The organism is Sphingomonas sp. BK580, assembly GCF_014194975.1.
GTDB lineage: Bacteria > Pseudomonadota > Alphaproteobacteria > Sphingomonadales > Sphingomonadaceae > Sphingomonas.
The window spans coordinates 190,312-206,351 of the sequence record NZ_JACIAY010000005.1; the positions used below are offsets into that span (position 1 = coordinate 190,312).

At 72.7% G+C, this 16,040-nt stretch carries 12 protein-coding genes; 3 read left to right on the forward strand and 9 right to left on the reverse strand.

The annotated features are described in order from the left end of the window. Positions 1 to 16: 16 nt before the first annotated feature. Both pheT and FHY05_RS11420 read left to right on the forward strand, forming a co-directional pair. A complete protein-coding gene (pheT, locus tag FHY05_RS11415; RefSeq protein WP_183944515.1) occupies positions 17 to 2,407 on the forward strand; it encodes a phenylalanine--tRNA ligase subunit beta in 2,391 nt (796 codons plus the stop codon). Next, positions 2,400 to 3,275 (forward strand): aldose 1-epimerase family protein, encoded by an 876-nt coding sequence (locus FHY05_RS11420; protein WP_183944516.1) that lies wholly within the window; start codon positions 2,400 to 2,402, stop codon positions 3,273 to 3,275. Before pheT ends, FHY05_RS11420 begins: the two co-directional genes overlap by 8 nt. Before the next feature lie 188 nt (positions 3,276 to 3,463). Here the strand turns inward: FHY05_RS11420 and rpoZ are convergent, their stop codons facing one another. After that, a complete protein-coding gene (rpoZ, locus tag FHY05_RS11425; RefSeq protein ID WP_183922344.1) occupies positions 3,464 to 3,808 on the reverse strand; it encodes a DNA-directed RNA polymerase subunit omega in 345 nt (114 codons plus the stop codon). Between the two features lie 136 nt (positions 3,809 to 3,944). On the opposite strand from rpoZ, the gene FHY05_RS11430 reads away from it, so the two are divergent. Next, entirely contained in the window at positions 3,945 to 5,117 is a 1,173-nt protein-coding gene (locus FHY05_RS11430) for a phosphatidylserine/phosphatidylglycerophosphate/cardiolipin synthase family protein (RefSeq protein ID WP_183944517.1), read from the forward strand. Position 5,118: 1 nt separating this feature from the next. Here the strand turns inward: FHY05_RS11430 and FHY05_RS11435 are convergent, their stop codons facing one another. The 8 genes from FHY05_RS11435 to FHY05_RS11470 form a co-directional block, all read right to left on the reverse strand. After that, positions 5,119 to 6,711, reverse strand: a complete 1,593-nt coding sequence (locus FHY05_RS11435) for a methyl-accepting chemotaxis protein (protein WP_183944518.1) — start codon at positions 6,709 to 6,711, stop codon at positions 5,119 to 5,121. After that, positions 6,708 to 7,013, reverse strand: coding sequence for a hypothetical protein (locus FHY05_RS11440; RefSeq protein ID WP_260181495.1), 306 nt, complete (start codon positions 7,011 to 7,013; stop codon positions 6,708 to 6,710). Before FHY05_RS11440 ends, FHY05_RS11435 begins: the two co-directional genes overlap by 4 nt. A 48-nt stretch (positions 7,014 to 7,061) precedes the next feature. Next, complete coding sequence (locus FHY05_RS11445; protein ID WP_183944519.1) at positions 7,062 to 8,480, reverse strand: amino acid permease; 1,419 nt, start codon at positions 8,478 to 8,480, stop codon at positions 7,062 to 7,064. A 303-nt stretch (positions 8,481 to 8,783) separates the two neighbouring features. Then, positions 8,784 to 9,782, reverse strand: coding sequence for a 4-hydroxyproline epimerase (locus tag FHY05_RS11450; RefSeq protein WP_183944520.1), 999 nt, complete (start codon positions 9,780 to 9,782; stop codon positions 8,784 to 8,786). A gap of 13 nt (positions 9,783 to 9,795) precedes the next feature. Then, the gene (locus tag FHY05_RS11455; protein ID WP_183944521.1) at positions 9,796 to 10,710 is read right to left on the reverse strand and encodes a dihydrodipicolinate synthase family protein; all 915 of its coding nucleotides are present in this window, start codon (positions 10,708 to 10,710) and stop codon (positions 9,796 to 9,798) included. A gap of 76 nt (positions 10,711 to 10,786) precedes the next feature. Further along, positions 10,787 to 12,535 (reverse strand): DUF885 family protein, encoded by a 1,749-nt coding sequence (locus tag FHY05_RS11460; RefSeq protein WP_183944607.1) that lies wholly within the window; start codon positions 12,533 to 12,535, stop codon positions 10,787 to 10,789. Positions 12,536 to 12,540: 5 nt separating this feature from the next. After that, entirely contained in the window at positions 12,541 to 13,560 is a 1,020-nt protein-coding gene (locus FHY05_RS11465) for an Ldh family oxidoreductase (protein ID WP_183944522.1), read from the reverse strand. Beyond that, entirely contained in the window at positions 13,557 to 15,935 is a 2,379-nt protein-coding gene (locus tag FHY05_RS11470) for a glycoside hydrolase family 127 protein (RefSeq protein WP_260181496.1), read from the reverse strand. The genes FHY05_RS11465 and FHY05_RS11470 overlap by 4 nt, the downstream gene beginning before the upstream one ends. Positions 15,936 to 16,040: the final 105 nt, after the last annotated feature.

Genomic DNA, 16,040 nt, shown 5'->3' on the forward strand with positions numbered 1-16,040 from the left:
AGCTCCGGACGAACCGATGAAATTCACGCTCTCCTGGCTCAAGGACCATCTCGACACGAGCGAGTCGCTCGACTCGATCCTCGCCGCGCTCACCCGCGTCGGGCTCGAGGTGGAGGGAGTCGAGAACCCCGCCGCGCGGCTCGGCGGCTTCCGCGTCGCGCGCGTGCTCACCGCCGCGCCGCACCCGCAGGCCGACAAGCTCCAGGTGCTCACGGTCGAGGCCGGCCCCGAGGTCAACGGCGGCGCGCCGCTCCAGGTGGTGTGCGGCGCGCCCAACGCGCGTGCCGGTCTGGTCGGCGTGTTCGGCACCGCTGGCGCGACCGTCCCCGCCAACGGCATGGTGCTGCGCGTCGCCGCGATCCGCGGGGTCGAGTCGAACGGCATGATGTGCTCGTCGCGCGAGCTCGAGCTGGGCGACGACCATGACGGCATCATCGAGCTGGCCTCGGATGCGCCGGTCGGCGCGACGTTCGCCGACTATGCCGGGCTCGATGACGCGGTGATCGACGTGTCGGTCACGCCCAACCGCCCCGACTGCATGGGCGTGCGCGGCATCGCGCGCGACCTCGCCGCGGCGGGGCTCGGCACGCTCGTGCCATTGACCGTGCCACAGGTTCCCGGCGAAGGCTCCGGCCCCGACGTGCGGATCGAGGATCCCGCGGGCTGCCCGGCCTTCTACGCGCAGGCGGTCGCGGGCCTCAGCAACGGCGAGTCGCCCGAGTGGATGCGCCGTCGCCTCCGCGCGATTGGGCAGAAGCCGATCTCGACCCTGGTCGACATCACCAACTATCTCACCGTCGACCTCGGCCGCCCGCTGCACGTCTACGACCGCGCGCGTCTCTCCGGCGGCCTGGTGGCGCGCCAGGCGCGCGAGGGCGAGGGCGTCGCGGCGCTTAACGGCCGGACCTACACGCTCGCCGCGGGGATGACCGTGATCGCCGACGACGTCGCGGTGCACGACATCGGCGGCATCATGGGCGGCGCGCACTCCGGCGTCTCCGCGGCCACCACCGACGTGATCATCGAATGCGCCTATTTCGCGCCCGACGCGATCGCGCGCACCGGGCAGAAGCTGGCGCTGACCAGCGACGCGCGCCAGCGCTTCGAGCGCGGCGTCGACCCGGCGTTCCTCGACGACGGGCTCGCGATCGCCACCTTCCTCGTCCAGGAATATTGCGGCGGCACCGCTAGCACGGTCACGCGCGTGGGCGCGCCGCCGGTGACGATGCCGACCTATGCCTACGACCCGGCGCGCGCCGCGACGCTCGGCGGCCTCGACGTGCCGGCCGATCGCCAGCGCGCGATCCTCGAGTCGCTCGGCTTCACCGTCTCACCCGAGTGGCAGGTCACCTCGCCGACCTGGCGCCCCGACGTGGACGGCACCGCCGACCTGGTCGAGGAAGTGATCCGGATCGAGGGGCTCGACCGCGTCGCGGCGGTGCCGCTGCCGCGGGTCGCCGGCGTCGCGCGCCCCACCGCCACGCCCGAGCAGAAGGTCGAGCGCCGCGTTCGCCGCGCCGCCGCGGTGCGCGGGCTCGACGAGGCGGTGACGTGGAGCTTCATCGCGGAACGCCATGCCGCGGTGTTCGGCGGTGGCGACTGGACGCTCGCCAACCCGATCAGCGAGGAGCTCAAGGTCATGCGGCCGTCGCTGCTCTCCGGGCTGCTCGCCGCCGCCGAGCGCAACCTGCGCCAGGGCGCGGAGGGCGTGCGGCTGTTCGAGCTGGGTCGGCGCTATCTGGCGAAGGACGGCGCGCCGCACGAGCGCGCCACGCTCGGTATCGTGCTCGCGGGCGACCGGCGCCCACGCGGCTGGCGCGAGGGCAAGGCCGCCGGCCACGACGCCTATGACGCCAAGGCCGAGGCGCTCGCGCTGCTCGCCGCGGCGGGGGCGCCGGTCGACAATCTCCAGGTGATGGGCGAGGCGGGCGAGGCCTTCCACCCCGGTCGCTCCGGGACGCTGCGGCTCGGCCCCAAGACGGTGCTGGCGGCGTTCGGCGCGGTCCATCCCGCGGTGCTACGCGCCTTCGACTTGTCCGGCCCGGTCGCCGCGGTCGAGCTGTACCTCGACTCGCTGCCGGCCAAGCGCGGCACCGGCTTCATGCGCCCCGCCTATGCGCCGCCCGCGCTCCAGCCGGTGCGGCGCGACTTCGCCTTCCTCGCCCCCGTCGCGCTCACCGCCGAGGCGCTGACGCGCGCGGCCAAGGGTGCCGAGAAGGCCGCGATCGTGCGCGCGCGCGTGTTCGACGTGTTCACCGGCACGGGCGTGCCAGAGGGGCAGAAGTCGGTCGCGCTGGAAGTGGTGCTCCAGCCCGGCGAGAAGAGTTTCACCGACGCCGAGCTCAAGGCGATCGCCGACAAGGTGGTCGCCGCGGCGGGCAAACTGGGAGCGAGCTTGCGTGGCTGAGTGGATCCGAATCTCGAACGGGGTGCTGAGCGCGGCGATCGACCCGCACGGCGCGCAGCTCTCCTCGCTGACCGACGCCGACGGGCGCGAGCTGATGACCGACGCCGACCCGCGTTTCTGGAACGGGCGCGCGCCGATCCTCTTCCCCGTGGTGGGCGCGCCGTCGGGCGAGACGATCCGCGTCGACGGCGTCGACTATCCGATGCGCAAGCACGGGTTCGCGCGGAGAAGCGACTTCGCGGTGATCGAGGCGACGCCGACCCGCGCGGTGTTCGCGCTGACTGACGACCCTGCGACGCGCGCGCACTACCCCTTTGCGTTTCGGCTCGAGCTCGCCTACACGCTCGCCGGCGCCACGCTGGCGATCGAGGCGACCGTCGCCAACCCCGCGGACGTGCCGCTGCCGGCGAGCTTCGGCTTCCATCCCGCCTTCGCCTGGCCGCTCCCTTATGGCCACGCGCGCGCCGACCACCGCATCGTCTTCGCCGCGGACGAGCCGGGGCGGCTGCGCAGCATCGCCGCCGACGGCACGATCGCGGCGGCGACGGTGCCCTCCCCGCTCGACGGGCGCGTGCTGCGGCTCGACGACGCGCTGTTCGCGCATGACGCGCTGGTGTGGGATGCGGTGGTGTCGCAGTCGGTGCGCTACGGCGCGGACGCGGGCCCGCAGCTAGAGATCACCTTCCCCGACACGCCCAAGCTGGGGATCTGGACCAAGCCGGGCGCGGCGTTCGTGTGCGTCGAGCCGTGGCACGGCATCGCCGACCCCGAGGGCTACATCGGCGAGTATCGCGACAAGCCGGGCGTGTTCGAGGTGGCGCCCGGGAGCGAGAAGCGCATCACGATGGGCGTGGCGCTGGTCAAATAGCGAGAGGCGCCCCGCCCTCTGCCAGCGGGAAGTGCCGCGACCTTCTTACCGTGGGCGCCACTCAGCGGCTTATCTCACCCACGTCATTCCGTGCTCCGACACACGCCGGCGCCCGGAGCACGGGACGCGGCGCCCGTTGTCCCGCGCCCCCGCCAGCGCAGGAGCAACGAGGAGGACGACGGACAGCCTCAGCCGTCGTAGTCGGCGCCGAGGTTCTGGTTGCGCGGCGGGGCGACCGCGGTGAGGCGCAGCGCCTCGGCCGAGGCGGCGAGGCTGCCGATCGCGTCGGCCTCTTCCTCGTCGTCGATCTGGACGCGCTGGAGGCTCTGCACCACCGACTCGTGCAGCTCGTCGGGCTTGACCGTCTCCTCGGCGATCTCGCGCAGCGCGACCACCGGGTTCTTGTCGCGATCGCGGTCGATCGTCAGCTCGGCGCCGCCCGACACCTGCCGCGCGCGCTGGGCGGCGAGCAGGACGAGGTCGAAGCGGTTCGGGATCTTGTCGACGCAATCCTCGACGGTGACGCGCGCCATCGCGTATCCTCTTGTCGTAAACTTCAGGGAAGCGTTGGCATCTAGTCGAGCACCGGCCAGCCGTCAAGGAAGCCGCGCCCCGCGCCGGGGCAGCGGCGCGCTTGCCCGCCGCGGCGCGACCCGCCATCTGAGAACGATGGATGACGCCCCCGCCCAGCCGACGTTCACCGTGGAGGGAAACCGCCTGACGCTGCTCGACACCGGCCCGCGCCGGCTGGAAGGGCTGATCGCGCTGATTGACGGCGCGCGCCACTCACTGCGCGTGCTCTATTACATCTACGCCGACGATGAGTCGGGTCGCCGCGTCAACGCCGCGCTCGCCGCCGCGGCGGCGCGCGGCGTGCGCGTCGCGCTGATCGTCGACGGCTTCGGCAGCGACGACGCCGATGCCGACTTCTTCGCCGAGCTGGACCGGGCGGGCGTGTCGGTGTGCCGCTTCTCGCCGCGGCTGGGGCGGCGCTACCTGCTGCGCAACCACCAGAAGCTCGCGCTCGCCGACGCCGAGACCGATGAGCCGCGGATCATCATCGGCGGCTTCAACATCGAGGACGATTATTTCGGCACGCCGCGCGAGCAGGCGTGGCGCGATCTCGGGCTGCTGCTCGAGGGCCCCGCCGCGGCACGGATGGCGGGCTATTTCGACGCGCTGGAGCGGGGCATCCACGGCGGCGGGCGAGTGCGCCGGCTCAACCGGGCGCTGGCGCGATGGAGCGAGAACGACGGCAAGCTGCGCTGGCTGATCGGCGGTCCGACGCGCGAACTGTCACCCTGGGCGCGCGCGATCCGCGACGACATGCGGCGCGCGACCCGGATCGACGTGATCGCGGGCTATTTCACGCCGAGCCCGACGCTGCTGCGCGCGCTCGACCGCGCCGGTCGCCGCGCCGCCGCGGTGCGGGTCGTCACCGCGTCCACGTCGGACAACAACGTGACGATCGCGGCGGCGCGCTTCACCTACGCGGGGCTGCTGCGCCGCGGGGTGCGCGTGTTCGAATATGCCGCCACCAAGCTGCACACCAAATTGTACGTCGTCGACGACGCCACCTGGATCGGCAGCGCCAACCTCGACATGCGCAGCCTGTTCATCAACCTCGAGCTGATGCTGCGGATCGACGACCCCGCGTTCGCCGCGCACGCGCGCGCCTATGTCGAGGGCGAGATTGGGCAGTCGAACGAGGTGACGCCCGAGGCCTATCGCGCCGCGACCGGCTGGTGGCAGCGCGGCAAGCAGTTCGTCGCCTATCTGCTCACCGCGGTAGCCGATCCGGCGATCTCGCGCGGGCTCAACTGGGGGATCGACGAGGGCTGAGTCACGCCCCTCGGCGCGGCGCCTCGCCCTTGAGGAAACCGACGAAGCGCTCGGTCGCGCCGTCGAGCGCACGCGCGCTGGCGGCGAGCTCGCCCGCGCTGCCGCGCACGGTCTGCGACAGCGCCGCGGTGGTGCGCACCGCGGCGGCGACCTCGTCGATGCGGCGCTCGATCAGCTCGGCGCCGCTGGCCGTGCGAGTCGCGCCCGCCTCGATCCCGGCGGCGAGCTGGCGCTGGTCCGACACCGAGGCCGCGATCCCCCCTGCCGCGCTCGACACCTGCGCCACCGCCGAGTCGGCGCGGGTCAGCGCCGCGGCGGCATCGCCCACGCCAGCGAAGATCGCGCCGAGCAGCGCGCTGATGCGGTCGCTCGCGCGGGTCGAATCGGCGGCGAGCGAGCGGACCTCGCCCGCGACCACGGCGAAGCCGCGCCCCGCCTCGCCCGCGCGCGCCGCCTCGATCGTCGCGTTGAGCGCGAGCAGGTTGGTCTTCTCGGCGATGTCGCGGATGTCGCCGACGAGCTGGCCGATGCGCTGGCCGTGCTCCTCGAGCTCGCCGATGCGGCCGACGCCGCTGCCCGCCGCCGCCTGCGCCACCGCGGTGAGCGCACTCTGCTGATCGGCCGAGTCGGCGATGGCACGAATCGAGCCGCCGAGGTCGCGGATCGAGTCGGCGACGTGGCGGATCTGCGCGGTCGCCTCGACCGCCTCGCTCGCCACCGCCGCGGCCTGCACGCCCGCCCCCGCGGCGAGATCGTCGAGCGCGATCGACGAGCGCTCGAGCTGCCCGGCCGCGCTGCCGATCGCGCGTACCACCTGCGCCACCGAGCCCTCGAACGCCTCGGCGACGGTGAGCAGCTCGTCTCGGCGCCGCGCCGCCGCGTCCTGCTCGGCGCCGCGCAGCCGCGCGCGCTCGGCGGCGGCGAGATTCTCCGCCGCGCGCGCCTGGCGCAACGCCTCGGTGGCGGTGGCGCGCGCCTGCTCGGCGGCGGTGCGCGCCTCGTCCGCCTCGGCGACCAGCACGCGGCTGCGCTCGAGCGAGAGCCGCTGCCGCTCGAGCAGCCGCTCGATCACGCCCGTCACCAGCCACAGCACGCCTGCCTGCATCACCACCGCCAGCGCGTGGACCAGCACGCGGCCGAGCCGCCCCTCACCCGCGAACACCCAGGCCGGCGCGAACCACTCCAGCAGCAGGTGATGGAGCGCGATCAGCCCCGCGGCGAAGACGATCGGCCGCCAGTCGCACAGCACCACCAGCGCGGCGAGCGCGACGAAGAAGAACATATGCCCGTCCATCTGCCAGGGATGGCCCTCGAGCACATAGACCAGCAGCGCGGGCGCGGTGGCGGCGAGCGTCCCCGCGATGGTGCGCGCCTGGGCGTCGGTGCGACCCCTGATCGCGAGCCAGGTCGGCGCCGCGGTGAGGAAGATCCCCGCGCCGAGCACGACCGGATCGATCGCGCCGGTGAGCGCGAGCTGGATCACCGCCACCGCGGCCAGCGCGCCCCAGCCGAGCGCCGCGATCAGCCGCATGCCGAGAAGGCGCATCTGCTCGAGCGTCAGCGTGTCGAGCGCGCGCCAGCCGATCGCGGTCATGCCGTCGCTCCGATCTCGTCGCCGCACAGCGGCGAGGGCGCGGCGAGCAGCAGCGCGTCGCCGAGACGCAGCCGCGCCTGGATCCGGTCTCGCGCGCCGCGCACCACCAGGCTGGTTCCCGGCCCGCGCCCGACCAGCCGGGCGCCGGCGGCCAGCGCGGCCGAGGCGAGCGCGCTCGGTGCGGCGCCGATCGGCACCAGCAGCAGCGTTCCCTCGGCGGGAGGCCGCACCGCCAACACCAGCAGCGCCGCCGCGAACAGGGCGGCCTGCAGCAGCAGCGGGAGCGACGCACGGCGGGTCATGCCGACCGTCTAGGCTACGTTCCTTAACGCGTCGTTTCTCTACGTGGGTTAGGGCCGGCGCGCCGCGGCCGTGCGCCGAAGGCCGCGCGTCCGCCCGTAGGCCAGGTAGAACAGCAACCCCGCGGCATTCCACAGCAGGAAGCGCGCGATCGTCGCGCTCGGCAGGCTCCACAGCAGGTAGAGGCAGCCGAGGATGGCGAGCGATCCCACGACGTTGGGCAGCGGGCAGCGGAACAGCCGCGGCGCGTCGGGTGCGGTGCGGCGCAGCACCATCAGGCACGCGCCCGCGGCGATGAAGGCGAGCAGCGTCCCCGCATTGGCCAGCTCGGCGATCTCGTCGAGCCGGAACAGCCCCGCCACCACCGCGATCGCCACCCCGGTCAGCAGCGTGATCCGCGTCGGCGCACCGCTGCGCACGCTCACCGTGGCGAGCCCGCGCGGCAGCAGTCCGTCGCGCGCCATCACGAAGAAGATGCGGCTCTGCCCGTACATCATCACCAGGATCACCGAGGGAAGAGCGATCACCGCGGCGAGCGCGATCAGATGGCCGGCGAGCGGCTGGCCGAGCGAGCGCAGCACCAGCGCGAGCGGCTCGGGCGAGTTCGCCAGCCGAGTGAACGGCAGCGCGCCGATCGCCGCCACCGCCACGGCCATGTAGATCGCGGTGCAGACCAGCATCGAGCCGACGATCCCGATCGTCAGGTCGCGCCCGGGCCGCTTGGCCTCCTCGGCCGAGGTCGCCACCGCGTCGAAGCCGTAGAAGGCGAAGAAGACGATCGCCGCCGCCGCCATCACGCCGCGCTTGTGCCCGCCGCTCTCCGCCGCGGCGAAACCGTAAGGCATGAAGGGATGCAGGTTGGTGGGATCGAACGCGGGCAGCGCGAAGACGATGAACACCGCCAGCGCGGCGAGCTTGACCACGACGAGGACGATGTTGAGCGTCGCACTCTCGCGCGTGCCCGCGACGAGCAGCCCCATGACGGCGAGCGCCACCGCCACCGCGGGCAGGTTGACGAGCCCGCCGCCGTGCGGCCCGGCGAGCAGCGCCGGCGGCAGTGTGACGCCGGCGGACTGGATCCAGCCGACGAGATAGCCCGACCATCCCACCGCCACGGTCGAGCAGGCGAGCGAATATTCGAGGATCAGGCTCCAGCCGACCACCCACGCGGCGGTCTCGCCCAACGCCGCGTAGCTGAACGTGTAGGCGCCGCCCGCGGCCGGGATCATCGTCGCCAGCTCGGCATAGGCCAGCGCGGCGCAGGCGCAGACCGCACCGGCGATGGCGAAGGCGAGGATCACCGCCGGGCCGGCACGCTCGGCGCCGACGCCCGTGAGCGTGTAGATGCCGGTGCCGACGATCGCGCCGACGCCGAGCGCGATCAGGTGCGGCCAGGACAGCGTCTTGGCGAGCGCGCGGCCTTCCTCATGCCGGGTCACGTCGGCGAGTGACTTGCGCTGGCCCAGCATGCGGCTCGTTCTCCTACGCGGGTGGGTGCGGCGGGGGGCGGGTCGGGACGCGCCTTCTCGTCGGCACGAGCTCGGTCGACGCCCGCGCCCCACTCATGGTCTCGCGCGCACGCGGAAGCGTAGGAGGCGAAGAGGTCGCCGGTCGTCGTTCTGCCTGGCCCTGGGTTCCCGCGCTCGCGGGATCGCGGCGCTTCGACCCAAGTCGCGTCCGATCCGTGTAGCGCTCGATGCGCCGTCGCAGTGGCGACGCAGCGAACACCGAACCGTGTCTCGCCCGGCGTGACGGAAGCGAGTCCGCCCTCTTCACGTCACCTGGAACCCAGCCCAGAACGGGTCCTCGCGGTCGATCCAGATCGTGTTGAAGCCGGTCGCCACCGCCGAGCCCTCGATCGAGGGGACGATCGCCGGCATGTCGCCCAGCGTCGTCGCCGCCTCGACCCGCCCGGTGAAGCGGCTGCCGATATAGCTCTCGTGGACGAAGCGGTCGCCGACCCTTAGGTCGCCGCGGTCGGCGAGATGCGCGAGCCGCGCCGACGTGCCGGTGCCGCACGGCGAGCGGTCGATCGCCTTGTCGCCGTAGAACACCGCGTTGCGCCCGTCGGCGTCGTTGCCGCGCGGGCGGTCGGCCCAGAGCACGTGGCTGACCCCGCGGATCGTCGGGTCGAGCGGGTGGACCGGCTCGACCTTCTCGCGCACCGCCGCCCGCACCAGTCGCGAGGCCGCGATCAGCCGGTCGGCCCCCATCGCGTCGAGCCCCGCATAGCCTCCCTGCGGCTCGACGATCGCGTAGTAATTCCCGCCATAGGCGACGTCGACGCTGAGCCGGCCGAGATCGGCGACGTCGACCTCCACGCCGCGCGCCGCGACATAGCTGGGCACGTTGGTGATGCGGACCGAGGTCACCTTCTCGCCCGCGGCCGTGTAGGCGATGTCGATCACGCCCGCGGGCACCTCGACCTTGAGCCGCCCCGGCGCCGCGGGCTGGATCAGCCCGTGCTCCAGCCCGAAGGTGATCATCCCGATCGTGCCGTGGCCGCACATCGGCAGGCAGCCGCTCGTCTCGATGAACAGGATGCCGACGTCGGCGTCGGCGGTGGTGGGCGGGTAAAGGAAGCCGCCCGACATCATGTCGTGCCCGCGCGGCTCGAAGCAGAGCCCGGTGCGGATCCAGTCGTAGCGGGCGAGGAAGTCCTGCCGGCGCTCCGACATCGAGGCGCCGCGCAGCAGCGGCGCACCGCCGGCGACGAGCCGCACCGGGTTGCCCGCGGTATGGCCGTCGATGCAGAAGAAGGTGTGGCGCATGCCGCCGACGCTATCAGGCCGCGGCAGGCAGCGACAGCGTCGGGCGCGTCGCGGCGGCGCGCTCGACCATCGCGATCACCTCGGCGCGGCGCTCGCCGGTGAGCACGTAGCGCGGCGGCAGCACGCGCTCCGAGCCGCGCCCCATCACCTGCTCGGCGAGCTTGATCGACTGGACGAGGTCGTGCTCGGCGTCGAGGTGGAGCAAGGGCATGAACCAGCGGTAGATCTCGAGCGCCTTGGCGTGATCGCCGCGCTCGAACGCCGCGACCAGCTCGACCGACTCCTTGGGAAAGGCGTTGGTCAGGCCCGAGACCCAACCCTGCGCGCCGAGGTACAGCCCCTCCAGCGCGACGTCGTCCAGGCCGGCGAACAGCACGTAGCGGTCGCCGAGATCGTTGCGGAAGTCGGTGAAGCGCCGCGTGTCGGGCGCCGATTCCTTGACCGCGACGATATTTTCCACCGGCACGAGCTGCTCGAGCACGTAGCGGTCGATCACGGTGCGATAGGCCGGCGGGTTGTTGTACAGCATGATCGGCAGCGCGGTGCGCTCCGCCACGCCGCGGAAGTGCGCCACCAGCTCGTCCGGCTTGGGCACATAGACCATCGGCGGCAGCAGCATGAGGCCGTCCGCCCCGGCCTTCTCCGCCGCCTGCGCGTAGCGCACCGCGCGGCGTGTGTCGTACTCGGAGACGCCGGTGATCACCGGCACGCGTCCCTTCACCACCTCGACGATGGCCGACAGAACCGACACCTTCTCGTCGTAGTCGAGCGAGTTGTTCTCGCCCACGGTGCCCAGTGCGATGATCCCGGTGACGCCGTCGCGGATCAGCTCGTCGACCACGCGCTGCGTGTCCGACAGGTCGAGCGCGAGGTCCTCGCGTACCTGGGTCGTCACCGCCGGGAACACGCCCTTCCAACCGATCGCCATCGCCGACACCGCCCTCTTATTCTCTCTCAGACGTAGATCGTATACTAAGTAGATCGCGTGAGCGCAACCTGTCAGACTACTCCTCGTCGGGGTACGGGCCGCGTCCGCCGTCGCGGATCAGCTGGTCGACGCGGCGGTCGATCTCGCTCACCGGCACCGAGCCGAGCGCGAGCACCGCATCGTGGAAGGCTTTGACGTTGAACTTGGGGCCGAGCGCCTGCTCGGCGCGGGCGCGGGCGCGCTGGATCGCGAGCTGGCCGGTGTAGTAGCTGAGCGCCTGCCCCGGCCAGGCGATGTAGCGGTCGACCTCGGTGGTGACCTCGTGGTCGGACAGCGCGGTGTTGTCGCGGAGGTAGGCCTGCGCGCGCTCGCGGCTCCAGCCCATCGCATGGATGCCGGTGTCGACCACCAGGCGGGACGCGCGCCACGCCTGATAGCTCAGCATGCCGAAGAGGTCATAGGGCGTCTCATACATCCCCATCTCCTCGCCCAGCGTCTCGCAATAGAGCGCCCAGCCCTCGCCGTAGACCGAGAGATAGGTGTCGCGGCGGAACGGCGGCAGGTCCTTGTTCTCGGCGGCGAGCGGCATCTGGAAGGCGTGGCCGGGCGCGCTCTCGTGCAGCGTCAGCGCGGGCATGGCGTAGAGCGAGCGCGCGGGCAGGTCGTAGGTGTTGACGAGATACACGCCCGGCCCGCCGCGCCCCGCGGTGTAGAAGGGCGCGACATCGGCGGGCACCGGCTTGATCGCGAAACGGCTGCGCGGCAGCCGCCCGAAATAGCGTGCGGCCTTGCCGTCGAAGGTCTTGGCGATCCACGCGGCGCGGTCGAGCAGCTGCTGCGGCGTGGTCGCATAGAAGCGCGGGTCGGTGCGCAGGAAGGTGAGGAAGGCCGGCAGGCCGCCCTGGAACTTCACCTGCGCCATCACCTCCAGCATCCGCGCGCGGATCTTGGCGACCTCGGCCAGCCCGATCGCGTGCACCTGCTCGGGGCTCTGCGGCAGCGTCGTATATTCCGCCACCTTCGACTGATAATAGGCCTTGCCGTCGGGCAGGTCATAGGCTGCCAGCGCGGTGCGCGCGCCAGGGATATACTCCTCGCGCAGGAAGGCGAGCAGCCTGCGGTGCGCCGGCAGCACCGAGTCGCGGATCGCCGCCTCGCCGGCGCGGCGCAGCTCGGCCTGGGTCGCCGCCGGGATCTGCCGCGGCATCGTGGCGAAAGGCGCGTAGAAGGGATTGTCCGCGGTCGACTTCGCCTCGACGACCTGCGCGACGCCGATGTCGCGCCCTGCCAGCGTCACCTTGGGCGGGGTGAAGCCGCGCTGGAGCCCGGCGCGCATGTTGGCGATCTGCTGGTCGAAATAGCGCGGCAACTCGCCGAGCATCGACAGATAGGCGCGATACTCCTTCTCGTTCGCGAGCGGGTCGCGCGCCGCGGCGGCGACGTCGCCCCAGAAGCTGGTGTCGGCGGTGAGCGGCTTCTCATAGTCGCGGAAGCGCTGCTCGTTGAGGAGCGCGTCGATCTGCTGGCGATAGACCGCGTAATTGACCCGCTCGGCGGGCGAGAGATCGGCGGGATGGATCGCGCGCAGCCGCGCCGCGGTGTCCGCCCAGCGCTTGAGCCGCGCCGCCTGCGCCGCCGGACCGACGTCGGGCAGGTGCGCGCGCGCCTCGCGGCGGCTGTCCTCGTCGGCGGCCATCTGCTGCTGCCGCCAGCTGTACTCGTCGGTGTAGAGCTGGCGCAGCGTCGCGTCGGCGCTCCCCGCCCGCGGCGCCGCCGTCGCCGTCGCCGCCGCCATCATCGTCGCGCCCAGCAGCGCCGCCCACATCTGCCTCACTCAACCTCCCCGATCGCGATGATGTCGGCGTAGAGCGCGGCCGGCACCAGCACACCCTCTTTCTCGGCCCGCGCGCGCGCCGCATGGCGGCGTGCCGACGGGAGCCGCGCGCCCTGCCCTTGTATCGCGGCGAACAGCGCCTCGGCGCGCGCGAGATGCTCGGCCGCGGCGGCACCGAGGAAGCCCGCCGGATCGAGCGCGACGATCAGCTCGCCCCCGCGCGGCGAGGCGCCCCGGCCCGCGTCGGCGGCGAGCGACTCGGCGCTGGTCATCTCGCCGATCAGCGGGCCAGCGAGCAGCTCGACCATCGCCGCCAGCGCCGATCCCTTGTGCTCGCCGAAGGTACGCATCGCCCCCGCCAGCACCGCGGCCGGATCGGTGCTGGGCCGCCCTTCCGCGTCATAGCCCCAATCGTCGGGGATGGCGCGGCCGGCGCGGCGGTGCAGCTCGATCTCGCCGCGCGCCACCGCGCTGGTGGCGAAGTCGAAGACGAAGGGGTGCGCGCCCGGGCGCGGCCAGCCGAAGGCGATCGGGTTGGTACCGAACACAGGGCGCGTCCCGCCCGCCGGCGCGACCCAGGCGTGGCTCGGCGTCATCGCCAGCGCGACCAGCCCCGCCTCGGCCAGCGTCTCGACCTCGGGCCAGAGCGCGGCGAAATGCACCACCTCGGTCAGCGCCAGCGCCGCGATCCCGCCCGCGCGCGCCTTGGCCTCGAGCAGCGGGCGCCCCGCGGCGAAGGCGAGCTGCGCGAAGCCGCCCCCACCGTCGACCCGCACCAGCGCGGCGGCGGGCTCGCTCACCCGCGGCACCGCGTCGCGCGCGACCGCGCCGCTGCGCAGGCTGTGCGCGGCGACGAGCAGCCGATAGAGGCCGTGGCTCGCGCAGCCGTCGCGCTCGCCCGCGACCATCGTCTCGGCCACCGCCTCGGCGTGCGCGGGCGCGAGCCCGACCGTACGCAGCGTCGCGCGCGCGAGCGCGCGCACCTCGTCGAGCGACAGTCGGACCGTGTCGCTCACGCCGCCGTGCCCGCGCGCGCGGTGTAGAGGCGGACGCCGAACACCGGCCCGGCACTGCTGCGGTCGTGCGGCAGGAACTTGACGCGGACGCTGCTCTTGCCCGCGGTGAGCCCCGGCGGCAGCGCATAGTCGCGCTCGATGAAGGCGCCGGGCTGGTCGTTGTCGAGGTGCTGGGTGGCGACCCTGACGTTGTCGACCAGAATGTCGAAATCGCGCGCGCGCTCGCCGCCCCAGTAGCTCGCCTGGAGCACCAGGGGGCCGGGCCGCACCTTCATCGTGAACTCGATATAGCCGCCCGAGCGCGCGTCGCGGCCCTGCCGCCCGCGATAGGTGACGGGGTAGCTCAGCTCGCTCGCCAGCTGGTGGTCGCGCTCGGGCTGCATCTCGCCGAGGAACATGACGTCGACCGAGCGCGCCGCCAGGTCGCGCAGCCGCGCCTGCTCGGCGGTGTAGGCGGCCTCCGCCTCGGCCCAGCCCGCGTCGGTGAAGCGCTTGAAATAGACCGCGCTGCGCCGCCGATACTGACGGTAGAAGGGGACGAAGTCGGTGTCGCCGGGCCGCACCACGCCGCGCGTGGCGTAGCGCGCCGCGGCGGCGTCGCGGGCCGCGAAGCCGGCGAGTACGTCGGCGCCGACCAGAGCGGGATCGGCGCCGTCCCACGTGCCCTCGGCGGGGCCGAGGTCGGCGGCGAGCACCAGCGGCCCGCGCAACACCGCGATCGTGTCGGGATCGCCCGGCGCGCTCTCGGTCCGCAGCGCGAGCGGCAACGTCAGCGCGATCGTGTCGCCCGCTCTCCAGCGGCGCTCCACGATCGCGTAGCCGCGCGCCCGCGTCGGCGTGACCGCCGCGCCGTTGACGGTCACGCGCGCGCCGTCGCCGGCCCAGCCGGGCACGCGCAGCGCCACCGGGAAGGTACCGCCGCGCAGCTCGGCGAAGCGCAGCACCGCCTCGCCCTCGTACGGGTAGCGCGTCGCGAGCGTCACCCTCCCGCGCCGGGTCGCCCAGCGCGCCTCGGCGGGGATGTAGAGGTTGACGTAGAAGGTGCCGTCGTCGCCCTCCCAGAAGATCGATTCGCCGTGCTTGGCGTGGCTCTCCATCCCCGAGCCGACGCAGCACCAGAACACGTCGTCCCTGGTGGTCGAGTAATCGCGCGCCGCGCCGCTCAGCAGCGGGGTCATGTAGGTGAAGCCGCCGGTCGCCGGGTCCTGCGCGCTCATCACGTGGTTGAGGTGCGCGCGCTCGTAGAAGTCGAACAGCGCGCCGTCGGGCTGCCACGACCAGAGGTGCCGCGCCAGCTTGAGCATGTTGTAGGTGTTGCAATGCTCGCAGGTCTGCTCGGTGACGTGCTGCGCGACCGCGTCGGGCTGGAAGAAATACTCGCGGTCGGCGTTGCCGCCGATGGCGTAGCTGTGGTGCCGCGTGACCCGCTCGAAGAAGAATCGCGCGGCCTCGGCCTTGGCGGGATCACCGCCGCTCACCTCGTGGATCCGCGCGAGGCCGACCAGCTTGGGCACCTGCGTGTTGGCATGAAGGTTGGCGAGCTTGTCCTCGCCCGCGGCGAGCGGGTCGAGCACGCGATGGTCGTAGAACAGCCTTGCCATGCGCAGCCAGCGCTGGTCGCCGGTGCGCGCGTGGAGCTCGGCGTAGCTGTCGTTCATCCCGCCATATTCGCAGCCGAGCACCTCCTCCAGCCGCGCGGCGTCGAGCGCGGTGAAGACGCGTTCGAAATAGCCGGCGAGCCCGGTGGCGACGAGCAGCGCGACGGCGTTGCCCCAGGCGGCATGGACGTCGAGCAGCCCGGCGAAGAGCTTGTGGACGGTGTACATCGGCGACCAGGAACCGTTGAGGTCGAACCCGCCCGACCGGATCTCGCCGCGCACGATCTCGGGGAAGATCTCCTCGCCGTCGACGATCGTACCGTCCTTCCGCTTGCGCCCGAGCGCGCCGACATAGCCGGTGCCGCGCCTGGCCTGCACCGTCGCCAATTCGGCCACGATGTAGTCGGCGCGGCGGCGCAGCTCGGGGTCGCCCGTCTGCTCCCAGGTGAGCGCGAGCGCGCTGAGGTAATGGCCGAGCGTGTGGCCCGCGATCGTGTCGCTCTCCCAGCCGCCGTAGATCTCGGCCTTGGCGGGCAGGCCGGCATAGGTGCGAAAGTTGTGCAGCAGCCGATCGGGCTCGAGCCGGTGGAGATAGGCGCGGTTGACCTCCACGGCGGTGTGAAAGTCGGACGGCGCCAGGCGAACGTCGGCGAGCGGCAGCGGCCGCGCGCGGACGACGCGCTGCTCGGGCGTGGCGGAGGCCGTAACCGGCAGGAGTGCGAGCGGCGCCAGCGTCGCGGCGCCCGCCATCAGGTCGCGACGGGTCGTGCTCGGCATGGTCTCTCCTCGTCGACTGGTCAGGCGGCGTGAGGGGAGTGTGTCACGGAGCGGTGATGGGTGCAACAGAATCGTATACGGATGAAGCACCGTCGGAGCTGCTCT

What these genes read in the sequence shown, in the direction of transcription:
- FHY05_RS11430 (WP_183944517.1), top strand. Translation starts at nt 3,945, where the DNA reads ATGGATGACGCCCCCGCCCAGCCGACGTTCACCGTGGAGGGAAACCGC.
- FHY05_RS11460 (WP_183944607.1), bottom strand. Translation starts at nt 12,535, where the DNA reads ATGTGGGCGGCGCTGCTGGGCGCGACGATGATGGCGGCGGCGACGGCG.
- FHY05_RS11440 (WP_260181495.1), bottom strand. Translation starts at nt 7,013, where the DNA reads ATGACCCGCCGTGCGTCGCTCCCGCTGCTGCTGCAGGCCGCCCTGTTC.
- pheT (WP_183944515.1), top strand. Translation starts at nt 17, where the DNA reads ATGAAATTCACGCTCTCCTGGCTCAAGGACCATCTCGACACGAGCGAG.
- FHY05_RS11435 (WP_183944518.1), bottom strand. Translation starts at nt 6,711, where the DNA reads ATGACCGCGATCGGCTGGCGCGCGCTCGACACGCTGACGCTCGAGCAG.
- FHY05_RS11450 (WP_183944520.1), bottom strand. Translation starts at nt 9,782, where the DNA reads ATGCGCCACACCTTCTTCTGCATCGACGGCCATACCGCGGGCAACCCG.
- FHY05_RS11455 (WP_183944521.1), bottom strand. Translation starts at nt 10,710, where the DNA reads ATGGCGATCGGTTGGAAGGGCGTGTTCCCGGCGGTGACGACCCAGGTA.
- FHY05_RS11470 (WP_260181496.1), bottom strand. Translation starts at nt 15,935, where the DNA reads ATGCCGAGCACGACCCGTCGCGACCTGATGGCGGGCGCCGCGACGCTG.
- rpoZ (WP_183922344.1), bottom strand. Translation starts at nt 3,808, where the DNA reads ATGGCGCGCGTCACCGTCGAGGATTGCGTCGACAAGATCCCGAACCGC.
- FHY05_RS11445 (WP_183944519.1), bottom strand. Translation starts at nt 8,480, where the DNA reads ATGCTGGGCCAGCGCAAGTCACTCGCCGACGTGACCCGGCATGAGGAA.